16 protein-coding genes are annotated in these 19,676 nt (G+C 48.7%); 2 read left to right on the top strand and 14 right to left on the bottom strand.

The window, feature by feature from the left end:
- Positions 1-185 precede the first annotated feature (185 nt).
- Positions 186-440: an XF1762 family protein gene (locus AC0YNZ_RS23830; RefSeq protein WP_475828985.1), complete on the bottom strand. Its 255-nt coding sequence runs from the start codon at positions 438-440 to the stop codon at positions 186-188.
- A gap of 673 nt (positions 441-1,113) precedes the next feature.
- Here AC0YNZ_RS23830 and AC0YNZ_RS23825 point away from each other — a divergent pair.
- Complete coding sequence (locus AC0YNZ_RS23825) at positions 1,114-2,361, top strand: helix-turn-helix domain-containing protein (RefSeq protein WP_475828984.1); 1,248 nt, start codon at positions 1,114-1,116, stop codon at positions 2,359-2,361.
- 66 nt (positions 2,362-2,427) lie between these two features.
- Here the strand turns inward: AC0YNZ_RS23825 and AC0YNZ_RS23820 are convergent, their stop codons facing one another.
- The 9 genes from AC0YNZ_RS23820 to AC0YNZ_RS23780 all read right to left on the bottom strand — a co-directional run bounded on the left by AC0YNZ_RS23820 (position 2,428) and on the right by AC0YNZ_RS23780 (position 12,495).
- Positions 2,428-4,137 (bottom strand): extracellular solute-binding protein, encoded by a 1,710-nt coding sequence (locus AC0YNZ_RS23820; protein WP_475828983.1) that lies wholly within the window; start codon positions 4,135-4,137, stop codon positions 2,428-2,430.
- A 67-nt stretch (positions 4,138-4,204) separates the two neighbouring features.
- Positions 4,205-5,083 (bottom strand): carbohydrate ABC transporter permease, encoded by an 879-nt coding sequence (locus tag AC0YNZ_RS23815; protein WP_475828982.1) that lies wholly within the window; start codon positions 5,081-5,083, stop codon positions 4,205-4,207.
- A 51-nt stretch (positions 5,084-5,134) separates the two neighbouring features.
- Entirely contained in the window at positions 5,135-6,097 is a 963-nt protein-coding gene (locus tag AC0YNZ_RS23810) for an ABC transporter permease (RefSeq protein WP_475828981.1), read from the bottom strand.
- A 184-nt stretch (positions 6,098-6,281) separates the two neighbouring features.
- The gene (locus AC0YNZ_RS23805) at positions 6,282-7,856 is read right to left on the bottom strand and encodes a response regulator transcription factor (protein WP_475828980.1); all 1,575 of its coding nucleotides are present in this window, start codon (positions 7,854-7,856) and stop codon (positions 6,282-6,284) included.
- 4 nt (positions 7,857-7,860) lie between these two features.
- A complete protein-coding gene (locus AC0YNZ_RS23800) occupies positions 7,861-9,657 on the bottom strand; it encodes a sensor histidine kinase (RefSeq protein WP_475828979.1) in 1,797 nt (598 codons plus the stop codon).
- A 99-nt stretch (positions 9,658-9,756) separates the two neighbouring features.
- Positions 9,757-10,413, bottom strand: a complete 657-nt coding sequence (locus tag AC0YNZ_RS23795; protein WP_475829044.1) for an SGNH/GDSL hydrolase family protein — start codon at positions 10,411-10,413, stop codon at positions 9,757-9,759.
- 184 nt (positions 10,414-10,597) lie between these two features.
- Positions 10,598-11,002 carry a VOC family protein gene (locus AC0YNZ_RS23790; RefSeq protein WP_475828978.1) on the bottom strand — a complete coding sequence of 135 codons (405 nt, stop codon included), beginning with the start codon at positions 11,000-11,002 and terminating at the stop codon, positions 10,598-10,600.
- Positions 10,951-11,118, bottom strand: a complete 168-nt coding sequence (locus AC0YNZ_RS23785; protein ID WP_475828977.1) for a hypothetical protein — start codon at positions 11,116-11,118, stop codon at positions 10,951-10,953. The genes AC0YNZ_RS23790 and AC0YNZ_RS23785 overlap by 52 nt, the downstream gene beginning before the upstream one ends.
- 21 nt (positions 11,119-11,139) lie before the next feature.
- The gene (locus tag AC0YNZ_RS23780; RefSeq protein ID WP_475828976.1) at positions 11,140-12,495 is read right to left on the bottom strand and encodes a helix-turn-helix domain-containing protein; all 1,356 of its coding nucleotides are present in this window, start codon (positions 12,493-12,495) and stop codon (positions 11,140-11,142) included.
- 169 nt (positions 12,496-12,664) lie between these two features.
- Between AC0YNZ_RS23780 and AC0YNZ_RS23775 the strand changes: the two genes are divergently transcribed.
- Entirely contained in the window at positions 12,665-13,423 is a 759-nt protein-coding gene (locus AC0YNZ_RS23775) for an exodeoxyribonuclease III (RefSeq protein WP_475829043.1), read from the top strand.
- 161 nt (positions 13,424-13,584) lie between these two features.
- Here AC0YNZ_RS23775 and murI read toward each other — a convergent pair whose 3' ends face one another.
- From murI to AC0YNZ_RS23755, 4 genes are all read right to left on the bottom strand, one after another.
- A complete protein-coding gene (gene murI / locus AC0YNZ_RS23770; protein ID WP_475828975.1) occupies positions 13,585-14,382 on the bottom strand; it encodes a glutamate racemase in 798 nt (265 codons plus the stop codon).
- Positions 14,383-15,759: 1,377 nt separating this feature from the next.
- The gene (locus AC0YNZ_RS23765) at positions 15,760-17,646 is read right to left on the bottom strand and encodes an LTA synthase family protein (RefSeq protein ID WP_475828974.1); all 1,887 of its coding nucleotides are present in this window, start codon (positions 17,644-17,646) and stop codon (positions 15,760-15,762) included.
- Positions 17,647-17,874: 228 nt separating this feature from the next.
- Entirely contained in the window at positions 17,875-18,696 is an 822-nt protein-coding gene (locus AC0YNZ_RS23760) for a carbohydrate ABC transporter permease (RefSeq protein WP_475828973.1), read from the bottom strand.
- A 6-nt stretch (positions 18,697-18,702) separates the two neighbouring features.
- The gene (locus tag AC0YNZ_RS23755; RefSeq protein WP_475828972.1) at positions 18,703-19,623 is read right to left on the bottom strand and encodes a carbohydrate ABC transporter permease; all 921 of its coding nucleotides are present in this window, start codon (positions 19,621-19,623) and stop codon (positions 18,703-18,705) included.
- Between the last annotated feature and the right edge of the window lie 53 nt (positions 19,624-19,676).

Raw genomic sequence — 19,676 nt, 5'->3', positions numbered from 1 at the left:
GTAGGACCGGTTCAAACCATCCCTGAATTTCTTACGATTTCGTTCATCCCATAGCCAATACCTGATCGTTGTTCTCTTCCCATTTCAAATGCCTCCTTTGATATGTTCCCTGCAAATTACCACCAATTACGATACGACTTTAAATGTCCGGCATCCCCGTTTCGCATACCGGAGACCGACTCCCTTTAACTTGTAGATGGGGCATCTGAGTTGAGCCGAATAAAACGGTTCGTCCCGTCGTCGCGATGCCTGGATAAAGGTCTACCCGCGGTAAGGACACCAATCAGCCTCTCCCCGTTTGTAAGCCCAAGCGCAAACTTCATCCCCTGCGGCGCCATATGGTGCCGATGATGCTCGTTGATGAAGTCGCAGGTTTGACGGAGAGTTACGGGCGTTAAGATCGTATCGAATTTGTCATACTCCGGGTAAAAATCGACCATGTAATGGATCGCTTGTTTGCGGGTCCGTGCCGAATCCCAAAGTCGGGAATCGAGAATCTAAGTCCCTTATGCACTAAATAATCCAATTCCAATTCCTCCTCGTTTGGGCACAAAAAAAAGGAGACGCAAAAAAACATACGTTTCCCGTATGTTTGAATGGTCTCCTATTTTCGCACCTATGATTAATCGCTGTAAAGCGGTTCCTTCCCTGCCAGAGCATGTTGAGCGGCAAGGAAAATTTGTTTGTTTCGGAATGCCTATATTATAATATGACGCCTTCATGTATGTAAACTATAAGAAAAAAAGAACTGCCCGAGGGACCCGGTCAGTCAGGCGCGGAGTGGTAGTTTCTACGAAGGTTAAGTCACAGAAATTCATTATCGAGTTGTGGCAGACCAATTCTACCTAATATATAATCTTCAATAGAATCCATCTTATCTACGATACATGCACGAACATTCGGATTTGTGTTACATAACTCGGAAAATAATCTTCCCACGTTTAATAGACGCATTATAATTACTTCCTATACGTTTTTCCGATTTTCTGCATTTACACGCCTCTTATCTGAATAGTGGCCTGCATTTGATTCCATAATAATCATAGGGAAATTACAGAATGAATTATGGTATTTTAAACATATTAAAGGTATTTTAATTAGGTGGTGTGTTTTATGAAGCGTGTTTTAGCTCAAAGTGACATTAATTACGTATGTAATTTAATGTACGAAGCTTTCCAGGTCCCTGTATTTTATATAAATGACCTTGCGAAGCCCGAAATAGACATATATAACGAGTTTATTAATAGTCCTTTGTTTCCGGAAACCAAGGATATGTTATCTGCAATCGTCGATGTTTCGAATACAGCTTCCATTCCTTTTATCCACAGAACAAATTTTCTGGAAAATTTTTTAATTCTTCCTCTTTCTACGGTGTCAGCTCCTTCTGGTGCCATTGTTATCGGTCCCTCCGTTTATTCAGCATTGAGTGAAAATACAATCACCATGCTTATCCATGACAATGAGGTGCCTTATAGACTCCACCACGAATTGCACCTTTATGCAGACAGGCTGACTGTTCTCAATAAGAGGAGACTGCTCCACGCGGGAATGCTGCTTCATTACCTGGTATACGGGGACACAATCGAAATGTCGGAAGTGATGGTGCATACGGAAGTACCTGAACATTCCAAGCCAGCCGATGGTCTCGACATGCATGTCTCAAATCAACGTGAAAACACTTTCTTTCACCATAGCCCTCTACTCGAAAAGGCTATGTTTGAATCCATTAAAAAAGGCAACAAGAAACAGCTTTTGGAAGCCCGTGAATCTTTTTCGGATGATAAATACGGTAGTCTCTCCAACCGCAGTTATCTGCGGCACCGCAAAAATCTTGCGATCGCCGGCATTACATTGGCGACTCGCGCGGCAATCGATGGAGGATTATTTTGGGAGATGGCCTATACGTTAAGTGATTTTCATATCCGTCATATTGAAGAGCTAAAGGACATCAAACAATTGGAACGTTCATTGACCGATGCGATGTTGGACTTTACTGAACGAGTGAGGACAAATCGGGAACAACGGGTATCCAAAAAGGTTGTGTTTTGCCAGAACTATATTTTTAATCATCTGTATGACAAGATTACCCTTCATGACCTTGCCGATCTTACTGAGCTTAATGCCAATTACTTGTCCCGGTTGTTTAGAAAAGAAACCAATATCACCATCAGTGAATATATTCAACGGGAACGGATAGAGGAAGCCAAGAAGCTGATCACGTTATCCGATTTGCCGCTCTCTGAGATCTGCTCCCGACTTTGCTTTACGGATCAAAGTTATTTTACTAAGGTTTTTAAAAAGAATACGGGGGTTACACCAAATCAATTCAAGATCAACCATAGCATGGAAATGTCACGATAAATAAAGCGATTCTTTATGACCTACCAAAAAGGAAAGAGCGGACAAGTCCCCCCGCCCGCTCCCCGCTTATTTAACTCCCTTTTTCTCCAAATCAGCCAAATGGCGCTCGTACATCACCTTCTCTACTTTGTCTGCGCCTACTTTATCTATGTCTTTCACAAAATCATTGTAAATATCGTCAAATTCCTTGTCCGATCCGGCAAGAACGAGCATAGGTATCGTTTTGTTCCACAGGTTTTTTATTTTGGCGTTAATGACGCCTTCCGGCGAGGAGCCTTCCGGCTCGATATTTTCAAGTCCGAGCGAGAAGCTGTCGAAATTGTATTTCTTCAGCAGTTCTTTTGCCGCGGCCTGCTCAGGCTGTTTCTCATCGAAATCGCGTTTTTCAGCGGCATCCCACAGCTTGCCGGAGCGCCACATTAGCGTGGAAGCCGAAAATCCGTATTTGCTGGACCATGCATTGTTATCGGTAAGCTCCAGATCCTTCACTTCTGCCTTTGCCTTCGGCAGTCCGTCTACCATGTCGTAGGTTTCGCCTTCCTTGCCGTAGCGGAAATCCAGCTGGCCTTCATCGGACCATGCGTATTCAAGGAATTTGATGATCCGTTCCGGATTTTCAGCCTTTTTCGTAATGAAGAAGCCCTGCCAGCCCATCAAGCGGCTTGCCGGATAACGCGGCTCCTGTCCGCCGACCTTCAAGCCGTCGAGCACCACATACGTTTTGTCTTCGCCCAGCGTGCTTTCGATTTTCGGATTATATTGCGTATACATGCCGTTCATAAACGCTGAAGTAACGATAAAGTTAGCGCCATAAATTTTCTCGTCGTACTGCTCCTGCTTCGCAATCAGCTGCTGCGGATCGAATAAGCCTTCCTTCGCCAGCTTGTTCACGTAGCGGAATGCTTCAATATACTTTTTATCGCGCATTGGATAAAGCACGCGCTGCGTGTCGTCTTTAATCCGGTTTTCCATATTCATCGGGGAGAACGAATCGATCAGATAACTCATCGACAAGCTGCCATCAAAGCCCCACATCGGCACGTCGAAGGATTCCATCCCAACCGGACTCAGCTCCGGATATTTCGCTTTTGCCTGCTTCAGAAAATCGAGCAGCTGCTGCTCGGTTTCGATCTTTGGCTCGCCAAGCGATTTATAGATGTCCTTGCGCACGAACCATGGGCGGATGCCCGTAATCGGAACGCCGTTCGTTAAACGCTCTTCCGTCTCGTAGTTGTTAGGCAAATACCAAAGCTTGCCGTTAACGGAATGATATTTTACAATTTCCGGATCAATCAAATCCCACATCTTCGGCGCATATTTATCGATAAGCTCATCCAAGGAATAGAGCATGCCGTTATTAATCAATTTCGTTACCTGCGGATGGCTCCAGTCCAGCATGAGCGTATCCGGCAAATCATTCGAAGCGATCATCGTATTCAGGAAGTCATTATCATTGCCGGTAGCAAGGAAACGATCGATCGTCACGCCCGTTTTATCTGTAATTTGCTTCATATTGAGCTGGTCTTTCCACAAATAATTGGATGCCCATGTGCCGTAAAAGTACTGGCGGAACGTAAAGGGCGAGGTATCCTGCTTCCACTCCAGCTCATTCGGATCGGCGGGAGCCTTTGTCGTATTATCGGCTGCTCCTGTCTCTGTTTTTTCGCCGCCCGAATTTGTCTTTGCTTCGTTATTGGCGCTGCAGCCGGTCATCGCCAAGGCAAGCACCAGAATGAATGCCAGCGCTGCCGTAAGCTTCTTGTTTATCTTGTACATGATGAATGAATCCTCCCTTTTCGTATTGCTTCTATATATCGGGCAGTGTGCCCGTTGAAGCCGTTCATTAGCCTTTGACCGAACCGATCATAATCCCTTTGACAAAATATTTTTGCAGGAACGGATACGAGAATACGATTGGCAGCGTTGTAATAACCATCGTTGCCAGCTTCACGGATTCGGCCGTAACGGCTTTCATTCCGAGATTGCTTGCCATCAGGCTGACATTGCTGTTGGAGCTGATAATTTGCATCAGAATTTGCTGAAGCGTCCGCAGATGCTCGCCGCCGTATAGCATGGCATCGAACCAGGAATTCCAATGGAACACGGCGTTATATAACGCAATCGTGGCAAGCACGGGCTTCGATACCGGCAAAATCAGCCTCCAAAAAATCGTAAGCTCGTTGGCGCCGTCCACCTTGGCCGATTCCTCCATCTCCTTCGGAATGCCCCGGAAGAAGGTAAGCATAATTAAAGCGTTAAACACGCTGAACAGGTTAGGCAAAATATAAGCCATAAAGCTGCCCTTCAAGTGCAGATACTGCGCGATCAGCAAATATTGCGGAATAAGGCCGCCGCTGAAATACATCGTAATAATCGCCAATAGAAGAAACAGCTTTCTTCCGAGCAGCTCCGGCTTGGATACGCCATACGAGAAGGCCGCGGTAAACAGGACGGCAGTTGCCGTTCCGATAATGGTCCTAAGAACCGTAACGGCGAACGCACCGGTCAAGCTCTCGTCCTGCAGCACCATTTTGTAATTTTCAAAGGAAATGACGCGGGGCCAGAACGTTATGCCTCCCCGTGCCGCATCGGCAGGATCGTTTAATGATGTAATCAATATGTTATAGAACGGATATAAGGTAACGAAGGCGAGCAGCAGGAGCAGCACAACATTGACCGCGTCAAACAGCTTCTCTCCTGTGGTCCGGTGTACAGCGTTCATGGGCAAACCTCCTTAGGCGCAAGAATATCGGCTTTATGCATTCTCATCATGTTAGAATAGACTCTCGTTCGTTATTTTGCGTGACGAGTAGTTCGCGCCCAGCATAAGCAGGAACGCAACGACTGATTGGAATAAGCCTACCGCCGTACCGTATGAGAACCGCCCGAGCACGAGGCCCATCTCGTAAGAGTAAATAGAGAGCACGTTGGCCTGATCCTGCGTCATCGAGTTTTTCATCAGAAACAGCTGATCAAAGTTGGCATTCATTAAGCCGCCCACATTGAGGATAAGCAAAATGACGACGGTCGGCTTAATGGCCGGAAGGGTCACATGCCATATTTTGCGAAAGCGTCCCGCCCCGTCGACCGTTGCGGCCTCGTAGAGCTGCGGGTCAATGCTTGCAATCGCTGCCAAAAAGATGATGGAGTTCCAGCCGATGTTCTTCCACACTTCGGATATGACAACCAGCGTCGTGAACGTCTTCGGGTCGCCCATGAGCAGCTGGTCCGGAGAGATGAAGCCGAGCCATTGCAGCAAGCCGCTCAGCGCCCCCGTTCTCGGATCAAGCAGCGTATACATGAAGCCTACGACGAACACCCATGAAATAAAGTAAGGCAGATACGATAACGATTGAACCACTTTCTTGAGGCGCTGCGCTCTCAGCTCATTAAGCATAATGGCTAACAGGATCGGTGCCGGAAAGCCGAACAACAGCTTCAGCAAGCTGATCTTGAGCGTATTAAGGACCGAATCCATAAAGCTCGGATCGATGAACAATTCCTTGAAATTGTCCAGTCCTACCCATGGGCTGAACGTAAAGCCCTGCACCGGGTTGTATTCCTCGAATGCAATAATAATGCCGTACATCGGCACGTAATGGAATATGATCAGCCAAACGACCGCAGGCAGCGTCAGTATCATCAAATAGCGCTGCGCCCAGAACCGCTTGCCGATATGAATGCGTCCCGATTCTCTGGTTGCCCTGGCCTTTACCGCCAAGCTCAAGTCTTCCATCTGTCCACCCCTTCTCTCGATGTTGTCTCTTAATTCACATTGTAGAAGATGGGCGCGGGGGGGAGATATATCAAAAAATGTGGTTTGTTTTAATTATCAACGCAATATTGCAGCGCAATCATTCTTATATAAAAAAAGGCGGCTGCCCCCTTAATGAGGCAGCCGCCAAGCCTAACGGGCAGCTTTATTTCCGGTGAAGCGTTTCCTGATATTCGCCCGGTGAAACGCCAAATGCGTTTTTAAAAACGGTGCAGAAGTAAGAGGTGCTTGGTATGCCAATCTCCTTCGCGACCCGCGCTACCTTGTACTGCGGAATCGCCAGCAGCTCCTTCGACTTATCAAGCCTGACCTGGGCCAGCTGATCGTGAACGGACCTTCCGGTCGTTTTCTTATACAGGGAGCCTAAGTAGTTTGGCGACAAAAACACCTCGTCCGCAATCGATTTCAAGCTAATATCGGGCGACATATACTTTTGCTCGATCAGCTTGTTCACTTGACGGATGACATACTCCTCCTTGCCGCCGCGCTTCTCCCGCAGCACTGCAATCGTATCCGCTATGCTTCTCAGCGTATAGGCTCTAACCGCCGCTAAAGTCGGCAGGGCATCCAATTGCTCCCCCGGATCACTCCCGCCATCCCCGGTTTGGCGCGCGCCTGCGAGAATGGATAGCTCGAACAGCAGACCGCTGACGTAATGCCGGACGTAGTCACCGTCGGCGCCTCTGCGCGCTTGCAGGTCGTCGAACATTTCCTTCGCGCTTGCAAGCGCCTGCTCCTCCTCCAGCGCATGCACGCCATATACGACAGCCTTGGCCTGCTGACCGCCCTTGTGCAGAAAATCCGCCGCCTCATTCAGAAAAATCGACCGCTCGCGTTCGACCTTATCTTGCGAGATAGCGCCGCTCTCTCCCCAGAATGCAGCGTAAGCCAAACTGTTCTCCGCTTGCTTGACCGATTCCGCCACCTTGATCAGCCCGTCTGCGCGAGAGCCGGCGGCTATCGTTACTTGGTCTGGCCATAATAGGCTTCCGCCGCCGGTAATGCGCGGGACCAGCTTGACCGCATACTCGTCAGGGTGCACTGCCGGTGCCGGGATAACGACAATCCAATCGCCTTCCCGCTTTTCCGAATAGCTTATTATGCTTGGTCCTGTGAAGAGACTGCCCAGCCGCTCCTCAAAATGGCCCTGCCTTTGATCCGCAATAGCAAAAACGGCGAACGACTCCGTCTCGGACATGAAGCCCTCCGTTTTCGCAAGCTCCTTCGCATATTTCAGCTCCAGCGAGCCAAACAGCAAATCTTGGATCCATTTCGCCTTCATGAGGTGGCGATGCTCCTCCACCTCAGCCTTCAGCTCTTCCCGTTCCTGCATGAAGCTTGTATCCTGCTCGCATTCGTTCAGCACCCTGCCCATCGCTTCGAGAAGCTTTTGCTCGCTTACCGGCTTTAGCACATAATGGCTTGCTTTAAGATCAATCGCTTTGCGCGCGTATTCAAAATCGCCGTATCCCGTTAATATAATGATCCGCACATGCGGCTTAAGCTCTTTGATTTTGCGGGACATCTCGAGGCCGTCCATGCCCGGCATCCGAATATCGGTAATGACGATATCGGGATTCAGCTCCATCGTCTGCTCCAGTCCATCGATACCATCGCGGGCCGTTCCTGCAATTTCAATGCCCATCGCGTTCCAATCGAGAAAATCGACCAGCCCTTCCCGCTCCCAACGCTCGTCCTCCACTATAAGCAATTTATACATGGGATCACGCTCTTTCCTTGGCAAAAATAATCATGACCGACGTTCCGATGCCCGGCGCACTATGAATGCGGAAGGCATGCCTCTTGCCGTAATACGAATTGAGCCGTTCCGTTATGTTTTTCACCGCGTAGCCGCTGCCGCTGCCGCCCGTACGCTCGATATTTCCGGCGAGCAGCGCTCCGAGCCGCTCCTTCGACATGCCAACCCCGTCATCGATCACCCTAAAGCACAGCATGTCATCCTCTTCAATCGAGGCCTTGATGACAAGCGTGCCGCGGTCCCGCTTCGGTTCGATTCCGTGATTTAGCGCATTTTCGACGATCGGCTGAAGAATGTTTTTCACGACGCAGTATTCATAGACGCGCTCGTCAATGTCGTATACGACGTCAAACAGCTCCTCAAACCGGAATTTCTGTATAGCCAGATATGCCTTCACCATCTCAAGCTCGTCCTTGATCAGAATTTCGCGTCTGCCCTTGTTCAGCACCAATCTGTAGAACTGGGCAAGCGCATCTGAAAGATGTACGATTTCAGCTGACTTCGCCTTACGTGCCACCCACGAAATCGTGGCGAGCGTGTTATAAAGGAAATGCGGGTTCACCTGGGATTCCAGCGCCTTTAATTCGGCCTCTCTCTCCATGAGCTGACTTTTGTACACCGTCTCAACCAATTCATGAATTCTGGCCGTCATCAGGTTAAAACTGATTGCGATTTGTGAGAATTCATCGTTCGACTGTACCGGTACGGAAACCGTAAGCGAACCTTCCTTGACCCGCTTCATCGCCAGTACGATCATTTTCAGCCTGGACAGCAGTGCATTCGTAATGAAATAGACAATAAATCCAAGTACGACAAGCGCGATAAGCAGGATAATCGAAATCGAGAAAGCCGACTCCTTCACCTTTTCGTTCAATTCGCTTACAGGATAAATACCGATCAAACGAAGTCCTAAACCAGTAACAGGTACGGAAATAACGGCTGATTTGCGCCCGTCCACCTTGATAACCTGATTAAACGAAGCCGTCAGCGGGAGCGCCTCTAATTCGGAATAGGTTAATTTCTGCTTAAACAGTCCGCGTTTGTTGCTGGAAACGACTTGGTTTTGCTCATCGATCATGAAGACGTTATCCATTTGCCCCGTGCTCTCCGAGCTCAAAATATCAAATAAATCGCTTTCCAAAATTTCGATTTCCAGCAGGCCCACCGTGTCAAAATAGCGGATCGAATTAATTTTTTGGTAAAAGGAAAAAACGTCCCCGGGCTCGCCCCTTTTCGGGATGTTGAGCAAAAACTTTTCCGCATGAAGCCCCCGCCAGCCCGATATGTCCGAATTGTCCTTCGTTACCTCGCGTACCCATTGCTGCTGCTCGATCCGGTTGATTTGATAAAAGCTGTCGTAGACTTCCGGAATCGACGGGTTCGTCATATAAACGCGCAGCGAATGGACATTCGGATTTTGCCGCAGCACGTTTTCCACATAAGGAGTGATATTCGAGGTATAGTCGTCGTAAGCAAACGAATTACTGTTGAAATCGCTTCCCAAAAACGTTTGCAGCCGGATGTCGGACGTCAGCAGCTTAGAAATGTTTTGAATCATATTCATTTTGTTCAGCACGCTATTGCGCGTTTGCAGCAAATTTTGCTCCATCACCGTTTGCGCCTGCGAGACGGCCGAGCCCGACAGCTGCATATAAAGATAAATGCCGCATGCGGAGAGCGATACCGCCAGAATACAAAGGAATGTCGCTACGAATTTCCACGTTACGCTTAAATTGCGAAATAGCTTCGTCATCTTATGCATGAGCTGTAACCTTCTTCTGTCGGCTTAAACGGAGAAAACCGGCTTTCTGTCGATGCCGGTTCCATTCCGATAAATAATAAATCATATTAACTATTAAGGTCAATTATCCGCTAATTTACTGTCCAAAACCACTTTCAGCCACTGCCTTGCAATGAGCTCATGACCGGCAGCGGTCGGATGAACGCCGTCCCACAGCCAGTAGGAAGCTTTCGCGCGCCCGCAGGCTTCATCGAATGCCGCTTGAAGCGGAACGAAAATAGCGCCGAACTGCTCCGCAAGCCCGCGAACCGTTTGCCCGTATGCCGTTACCCGCTCCGACCAGGCTTCCCAATTTCGCGCGGGCGCTCCCGTATTCAGAATAAACGGCTCGCACAGCACCAGGTCCGCACCAGGCAATACCTCTCTCGTTTCCTCCAGCACATGCCGGTAGGCCCGCTCAAATCTGTCCGTTACGCCGCTCGGCTCTCCGCTCATCGTCCGCCATGCATCGTTAACGCCAATAAGAATACTGATCAGATTCGGCTTTAGGCTGATCGCGTCCTCATTCCACCTTGCATATAAATCAGATGCCCGGTTGCCGCTTATGCCGCGGTTAATAAATACAGGCTCTTGTTCTGCCCATAAGTAGCCTAGCTTTGCCCCGATGATATACGCATAGCTATGCCCTAAAATATGGTTAGGATCGTCATTTCTGCCCCTTGCTCCATCTGTAATCGAGTCCCCTTGAAATAAAATAACCCGTTTGTCCGTGATGATGAGCACCCCTCTTCATTATTTTCCTCTGCACTTACTAATATTACGCTTATTATAGGACAAATTAGAGTGCGGCGTAATTGCAAAAATCAACGATCCTATCGAAAATCAATGGTTTGCGGGAGAGCAGCCAAAAAAGACCGGGGCTCCTTAAGCAGGAACGCGCCGGTCTCAGCAATATGTTTTTTTACTCCCGGCAAACCATAAGAAGATTATCGTCCGGGTCTTTAATGACGAACCAGTGATCATTCTGAATATCCGTGACCACGTTCACCTGATTCGCCACCGCAAAATGATAGGACGCTTGGAGATCGCCCGTTAAGAGCATAAAGGCCGGAGTCTTAATAGGAGGAGCCCCTCCGGGCTCCTGCCCGCCCCACATCGGCATCGTGTCCAGAATAAGGCCTGTGCCCTGCATCGGCAGCGGACAAAGATGGCCATTCATAATTTCACAATCATTCGGCAGCCCCAGCAGCAGACAATACCAATCGCGCGACTTCTCAATATCCTTGACCGGAACAAATATACTGCCTACCTTGTTCATGATGGGGCTTCTGACAGCTTCGCTGCTTCCTTGTTCCCTCCTATCCATTTGAACGCCTCCAAATAGTGTTTTAGCAGCTTTCGGTATAACGACAGGTTTGTACCACTTAATTGCCCGTTTTGTTCTGCGTTTGACGGCTGGCGGCCGCCTTTTTGATTGTTCACCCAAGCTGAGCTCCTCCTCCCTCAAAATAAAGCCTGGTCCTTCCGAATGACAGGAAGACAGCAGGTGACGACCGTCGACCTTTCCACATCCGCGCCATCTGTCCTGACGTATTTAGCGTACCAGTCTCTGTCCGCATCCAGCATGAATTCTTCACTATGGGCAGCCCATGCATGAAGCATATCCAGCACGCCTGTCATGGCACCGTATGCACCCGTTGTCATGCATGCATAAAGTCCGCCTGCAAGAAGCCTGCTCTCTCCGGCAGTTTCTTCAGTAAGCCCGTTAGACTCCGGCAGCGCAAGCGCGAGTTCATACCACGCGTGATGCTCTTCCGAACTTCCGTAGCTATAGGACATGTAAAGCGCTTGCCGAAATAGCTCTGCTACAGGGTTCATTGTCAGCCACTCTGTCAGCTTCACGTCAGCTGCCTCCTTCGCATCGCTCCCGCTTGAGCGAAAGGCCCGTATGTGAACGGCGGGCAGGCTTTCTATGATGATCGTTTCCTGCTCCTGCTTGCGCATGACCGGCAAAAACAGTCTAAGTCTAGTCGCCTTGCCACGATGATGAAGATACTCCTCAACGAAACGATGCTCCCCAAGCTTAAAGCTGCTTCTTGGCAGCCATTCCTCCAGCATGCGATTCCAGGCTGCAATAATAACGGAGGGCTCCTCTGCCGGCGCTTTACTAACCGCATATAAGCCGCCTTCAAGTACAGTTAGGAACAGAGCAGGATGATCAGGCTTTACTTGCGACGTTAACGGCGCGAGCATAACGTATTCATGAAGGGCGGGATGCGGGGGATGCTCCGGATCCAGATTGTATCCGAATAGACGCAGCTTATCCGCCCTGCAGCCAGCCGTTTCCAGCATGGCATAGAACAGCCGAAAAGCCTCTTCCTCCAGGCCTTCTCTTGCTGTAGAAGTGTGCCGGTAGGCAATTGCCTGCATCGGCTCTGCCTTAATAACCTTTATGTCAGAATAGTGAAGCGATAATTCCCGGTCCTCTGTGTAGCTGTGCTTCTCCAATAAATTGACCGGCTCAAAGCTGTAATAGAAATCGGCCTTGCGGTACATGCCCGGCGTTAATGCCGTTATCCGCTTAAATACGGTCGCAAACGTGCGGTACGAATCGAAGCCGCTTGCCATGGCGATATCGAGTACAGGACGGTTCGAGTGCCGAAGCAAGACAGCCGCCTGGCTGACGCGTCTCTTCCGGATGTAGTCCATGAGCGAATGCCCTGTCAGCGCATAAAACACGCGGTACAAGTTAGGAACGGACATATAGGCCGCATCCGCGACCTGCTCCAGCTCCAAACGTTCATTAAGATTTGCCTCGATATAATGAATGGCGTTTTGCAGGTGTTTATTCGCGTCCATATTCACCCTCTATCCGGTTGGGGTTCTTTTCCTGTAATTATCTTATCAAATTGGTTCGTGGAAAACATGCCGTTTTCTATCAAAAAATGCTTGTAATTTCAATTTTTGAGTGGACGCATCTATGATAAACTAGTAACTAAACGATAGAACCGCAAGGAGATAGATGATGATTAAGCTGGTATCCTGGAATGTAAATGGTTTAAGAGCATGCGTAACGAAGGGCTTTAACGACTACTTCAAAGAAACGGACGCGGACATCTTTTGCCTGCAAGAGACGAAGCTGCAAGAAGGACAAATTAGCATGGAGCTGGGCGGGGAGTATTCGCAGTATTGGAATTACGCGCTTAAGAAGGGCTACTCCGGTACGGCTGTTTTCACTAGGATAAAGCCTCTTTCGGTACATTACGGCTTGGAGGAGAATTCAGAACCCGAGGGACGTGTCATTACGCTCGAGTTCGACGGCTTCTATCTCGTTAATGTCTATACGCCAAATGCGAAGCGCGATTTGTCGAGATTGGACTATAGATTGGAATGGGAGAACCGGTTCCGGAGCTATCTGCAGCAGCTGGACTCCTGGAAGCCCGTGATCGTTTGCGGCGATCTGAATGTAGCCCATCAGGAGATCGATCTGAAGCATCCGAAGCCGAATCTAGGAAATTCCGGATTTACGCTGGAGGAGCGAGGCAAGATGACGGAGCTGCTGGAGGGCGGCTTCCTCGATACGTTCAGACATTTTTACCCGGACCGTGCAGATGTGTACAGCTGGTGGTCTTACATGCCGAAGGTGCGCGAGCGGAACGTGGGGTGGCGGATTGATTATTTCCTAGCCTCATCAAGGCTGAGCCCGCTGCTTATCGACGCGCAAATAGACTCGCATATATTAGGCAGCGATCATTGTCCGGTCCTGCTGCATATCGAAGACATTTAAGCGTAAAGGCGAAGACATTCAGGCGTAAACAGCCGGCGCCGTCCCTTGGCGGCATAAGCTCGTTTCGCGATGAAATATACACAGCTAATGGAAGCCGCTACCACATCAAACCAAATAGGCGGACAACACACAAGGATGAGTGTTGTCCGCCTATTCGTCGTTTAAGTGGGCTGCGTTTCCGTCAAAGTGTCTTTTTCGCGTAAATAGGTGAGCGCCGTCTGCATTTTATCAATATAGGCAGGGTCATTGCCCGTACACATGAATTGAACGTTCCCGCTTCCGCCGCCCCCGGCGATACCATAGCGGCTGAGCAATGCGGACAGCCGCTTAACCGTTCCGACGTTGCCGTCGACAATCGCAATATGAGCCGGAAGCAGCTCTCTCAAAATGTCCTTGTAGAACGGGTAATGCGTACATCCGAGTACGATTATGCCGTAATCATTCAGATCATAGCCAGCGAGCTTTGCCCGAAAATATTCATTCATAATTTGCTTATCGAATTGCAGCGATTCGCAATAATGCACAAGCTCCGGCAGCGGGAGCGAATCCACGATTCCCATATCGTCCACGCGGGATACGAGCGCATAATACTTAGGCAGCTGAAGCGTTAAAGGCGTTGCGAAGACGAGTACTCTTTTGCCCGTTGCGCTGTTCATTTCTACCGCCGGCTTAACTGCAGGCTCCATGCCGACAATCGGAAGCGAATAGCGCTCTCTTAGCTCGGTTATTGCAATACTGGTCGCCGTATTGCAGGCTACAACTAAAGCATCAATTCCCTCTTTCATCATCGTTCCAACTGCTTCCAAAATATACCCTTTCACGTCCTCCTGCGACTTCGTGCCATAGGGAACATGAAGCGTGTCCGCCATATAAAGAAAATCCTTGTCAGGGAGCCTTCGGAGCGCTTCCGCCAGCACGGTAAGCCCGCCAATCCCTGAATCAAAAAAACCAATTCGCATGTCTCATCGATTCCTTACGTTTATGGAATAGAATATTCATATTCTGCTCTTTCCATATTAACTCATTGCCCCCTTACTATAAAGCTTATAATTGTATCCAGATCAAGCGAAACAGGCAGGCGCAGCGCTGTAACGGCAATAGCTGACAAAAATAGAGGCAGTCTCTAAAATAAGTAAGCACGCCTTAGTGACAGCTCCCTTTTCTGAAAACTATGATTTTTGCTGCAGTCTCTCTCTATTTTGATGTATGAAAAGCCCGCAACTGCCTTTCCCAAACAAACATATACCGATTGGCATTCGCTACAACTTCCCTATGGAATAAGCGATGTTCGATCATGCTTCCCGGTTACGTACGATTTGATTTAGTTTCATTTCGTCGAACTAATCCGCAGCAGGCTTGTGAAAAGCACGCTTTTAGTTCATTTCGTCGAACTAATAGCCGCTTTTTAGGGATGCATGAAAAAATAGCTGGATTAGTTTCACGAAATCGAACTATGAGGTCGATTTCACCTGACTCCGTTCATTTAAGTTGACGGAATGTAACTAAATTGAAGGAGCAAACCTGATTTGTACAAACCGACGGCACCATCATATTAGCGCAATTTGAAGGAACCAACTAATTTGTAAAACCGAGGGCTCCAGCATGATTTGCGCAATTCGAAGTAACCAACCTAATTTGTAAAAACCGAGGGCTACAGCCTGGTTTGCGCAATTCGAAGTAACCAACCTAATTTGTAAAAACCGAGGGCTACAGCATGATTAGCACTATTCGAAATAACCAGCTAGGTAAGCTTCTTCGAGGATTGGATCAGGGTTGTAGAAAAACAAACGCGGTGGGACAACTTCCCTATGGAATAAGCGATGTTCGATCATGCTTCCCGGTTACGTACGATTTGATTTAGTTTCATTTCGTCGAACTAATCCGCAGCAGGCTTGTGAAAAGCACGCTTTTAGTTCATTTCGTCGAACTAATAGCCGCTTTTTAGGGATACATGAAAAAATAGCTGGATTAGTTTCACGAAATCGAACTATGAGGTCGATTTCACCTGACTCCGTTCATTTAAGTTGACGGAATGTAACTAATTTGAAGGAGCCAACCTGATATGTACAAACCGAAGGCACCATCATATTAGCGCAATTTGAAGGAGCCAGCCTACATTGTACAAATCAAAGGCATCAGCATATTAGCCAATTCGAAGGAGCCAGCCTAATTTGCACAAACCGAAGGCACCAGCATGAACCACTTCCTAGCATTATTTCGACTTCACTTGTTTCGACTTCACTTGTTTCGACTTCACTTGTTTCGACTTTCACTTCTTTCATCTTTAATCAAAAAAAACGCCCCTCGTCCTTGGCGGACAAGAGGCGTTCTCTATTCTACGGCGCCCGCTTTGGCAGCAATCGGACATAATCGTCCGACAGCTTCATGAGCTCCAATATATAATCGTAATCGCCGCGGTATTGGCTGAAGTCGGCCACCGGCTCCTTCGTTCTAATGTCGAACGCGGTTCCGTCCTCGAAACCTTTGCCTGGCACGAAGAAAATGTCATTGTTGAAAAATGAGCCGGTCGGCAGATAATACCTCATACCCACCACATTCCGGGAAATATTGAGCAAGTCGTGGCCAAATGCGGTATAACCCTCATCCTTCAGCGATAGGCCCAGCAGGTTAGAAATCGTCGGCATAATATCCATCTGACCGCCTACCTGCTCCACGACCTTCCCCTCTGCGTCTGGCACATGCACGAACAATGGAATGTTGAAGCGGCTGATTTGCCCGTCATAATGAATGCCGAGCTGCTCGCTGACCCATGCAGGATCGTTATCCTTTGTCTGCAGGCCGGCGTGATCACCGTACGCGACCAGTACCGTGTTCTCCCATAAGCCGCTTGCTTTAAGCCCTTCAATAAAGGTTCCGAGCGCGTAATCCGTATAATTTAGCGCCGTTAAATAGTCTCCAAGCTGGGTACCTTGAAGCGAATCCGGCATCGTAATCCGCTGGCGCTCGCTTGGCACCTTAAACGGATGATGGCTCGAGGCGGTCACAAGCTGCGCATAGAAAGGCTTATTTTGTTTATCCAGCGACTGAAGATTTTCCAGCGCAACCTTGTACAACTCCTCATCAGAAGCGCCGAAAGAATTGAAATGATCGTTTTTAAAAGCAGGCTTATCATAGTATGCCGTAAATCCTAATGCAGGATACATCCGGTTACGATCCCAGAACGTCACATCGTTAATATGGAATGTATTGGATTCGTATCCCTTCTCCCCAAGAAGTCTGGGAAGGCTTGGCACGACTCTGTCGCCGTAGCCTGTCGACATGGCGATTACACCCGTCGGATAGATGGAGGTGTTAGACATGAATTCGGCATCCGACGTGTTACCTTGCCCAATTTGCTGAAAGAAATGCGGAAAGTAGAAGCTCTCCTTAGCCAGCTGGTTAAGCACAGGAGTGACCGTCTGTCCATCGACCGAGAGGTTGATCGCAAAATTTTGGAATGCCTCCATTTGAACGACGATGACGTTTTTCCCTTTGGCGAAGCCAAAGTAATTAGGCGTGCCTGCGGACACCGTATCCCCGGCTTGGTCAAAATAAGAGGTCTGAAGCGCATCCGCGCTGGCAGCGATCTCTTCCACGCTGCCGCTGCGGAGCGCGTTCTGCTCTTTATTCGCTTTTATCGCCGCAGCCACCTGATAATCAAGAAAGCCCAGGCTCTCGGCTTGCACGATCTCATTAGGAATGGCAATGCCCGACCAAATGTATCCGCCCGATACCGTTACGCACAAAACAGCCGCAATGCCTATGAACGACGGCTTGGCGATTCGCTTGCGTCCCTCGCTGCGAATGCCTTTAATACGGTTAACAATAGATAGAACAGCTAACGCAACAACATCTGCAAAGAACAAATAATACGAAGGTTGTATGATCGAATCTACGCTCGACCGTATCTGCAGCACCTGGTCGAGTCCATGCAGAGCGGTATAGGTAGGCACAGTGCCATAATAGCTAAAATATACCGTAGATGCGAACAGCAGCAGCGAGAGCAGCGCGTTCAGCGTCCCGAACACAGCCCCCTTCCATTTCGCTAAGGTAATCATCTCCATCAGCAATAGCAAGCTAAGCACTGCGGCCGCATCCGTCAGCAGCCGATCCGCCTGAATGCCTTGAAAGACGAAATGGCGAAACAAGATCATTTTCAGCATGATGACGATAAATATGAGAATAAACGGTGATCTGCCGTAACGTTTAGCTGTAAACTCCAAGTTTTCTTTCACTCCTTAAAAATTAAAGAAAGTAATCAAATAGAAAAAACCGTCATGAGATGACGGCTAATCTAAACACTAATATTAAGATATTATTAAGTCAAATGCAACGGCCAATAAGTAGGAAATCGGAACCTGCGTTCCGGGTCAAGATCACCGGTAAATAACCTTCGCCAATCCGGATGCGTTCGGCCTTAGCCCTTCCGGCTGAGAATGTTTTTAACGGCGTTATCCTTTGACGCCCGAGCTGCTTACACCTTCCATATACTGCCGCTGGAAGATGAAGAAGAACACCAATATCGGCAGGGTGCTGAGTACAACGCCAGCCATAATTAGCGGCGTATTCTCGAAAAACAAATCCTTAACGCTGTTCAGACCGACAACCAGCACGTAATACGCAGGATCCGTCACCATCGTGCTCGGGATTAGGTAGCTGTTCCACGTGCCTGCGAAGGCTAGAATCGACATCGTAATAAGTGAAGACTTGGCAAGCGGATAGACGATGCGCCAGAAAGAGCCCATCTTGGTCAAACCGTCAAGCCGGGCCGCCTCGATAAAATCCTCCGGCACGCTGACGAAAAACTGGCGCAGCATAAAAATGTAAAGGCATTGATACAGAAACGGAACGGTAAGCGACGCATACGAATTGAGCCAGCCGAGCTGCGCCACATTGACGAATACCGGGATGAGAATCATGTGGTAAGGCACCATCATGGTCGCAACCACGATCCAGTAAATCCCCTTCTTCCCCGCAAAATCAAGCTTCGCCAATGCGAAGGCGGCCATCGGGTTGATGATCAGGTTGCCCAAAATGACCAGCGCGGTCATGACGATCGTGTTCACCAGCCATTTTGGCACGTTATAGGCATCGTTGGTGAAAAACATGCGGTAATTGTCAAACGTCCAATTTGAAAAGCTAGTAAATTTATTAACGTCTTCCATCATCACGAACGATGTGTATAACGTATACAGAAAGGGCAGCGCAAATAAAAAGCCCAGCAAGGTCAGCAGCGTATAATTTCCGAATAGAACTATTTTTTTATTGTTCATCGTCGGTCACCCCTTCTCATCCAGCAGTTTCTTCTGAAGCAGCGTAATCGTAATAATGATGAAGAAGAACAGGACAACTGCGGCGCTGCCGTAGCCGATATTCATATAGCGGATGCCGTTCTGGTAAAAATAAGTGACGACGGTGTTCGTGGCGCCGGCCGGCGAACCGAGCGCGCCATACCGTGAAATGGCCGCGATTTGGTCGTAGATTTGGAAGCTGAGAATCGTAGCTACGGATACGATGAAGAACGTGATCGGCTTCAGAAACGGAACGGTAATGAAGCGGAACTGCCCCCACTTCGTAGCGCCGTCTATTTCGCCCGCTTCGTACAGGTCCTTCGGCACCTCCTGAAGGCCCGACAGGTAAACGATCATGCTGAAGCCGCATTGCTGAAAGATGAATAGAATCGCTACAAACAGCAGCGCGTAGCGCGTATCGGCAAACCAGGTCACATCTCCGAAGCCGAATATGGAGAAGAAATCGGTTACGAACGTGCCCTGCTTAAACAGCATCATGAACACTGTGGTGACCGCAATCTGGGAAGTGATATACGGAATAAAAAAGATCGTACGGAACATGCCTTTGCCTTTGAGCTTCTGATTAACCAGAATGGCCATGAGCAGGCCGATGAACGTCTGCAGAGGAACAGCAATCAGGACGATCTCAAGTGAATGCAGCACCGCGCGGTAAAATTCCCGGTCGTTCAGAATTGTCACATAGTTCTGGAGCCCAATGAATTTGGCTTGATCCAATGCCGCGAAGTTCGCATCCTGAAAGCTTCGGATAAACGACTGCAGAAACGGGTAGAAAAACCACCAAACCCATAGGAGCAGGAACGGAAGCGAAAACAGCCAACCGACCCCAAAATCAGAATCTGCAAAGGAGCGTAACCAGGATTGCTTCTTCGTTTTTTGGTATATAGTCATAATAAACCCCCATCTTGTCGCGGAATATGTTCGTGTAAGGAAAGGTTCCCGCT

It is taken from the genome of Paenibacillus sp. J2L1-98 (assembly GCF_056269405.1).
This window is presented reverse-complemented; position numbering and strand designations above follow the sequence as displayed.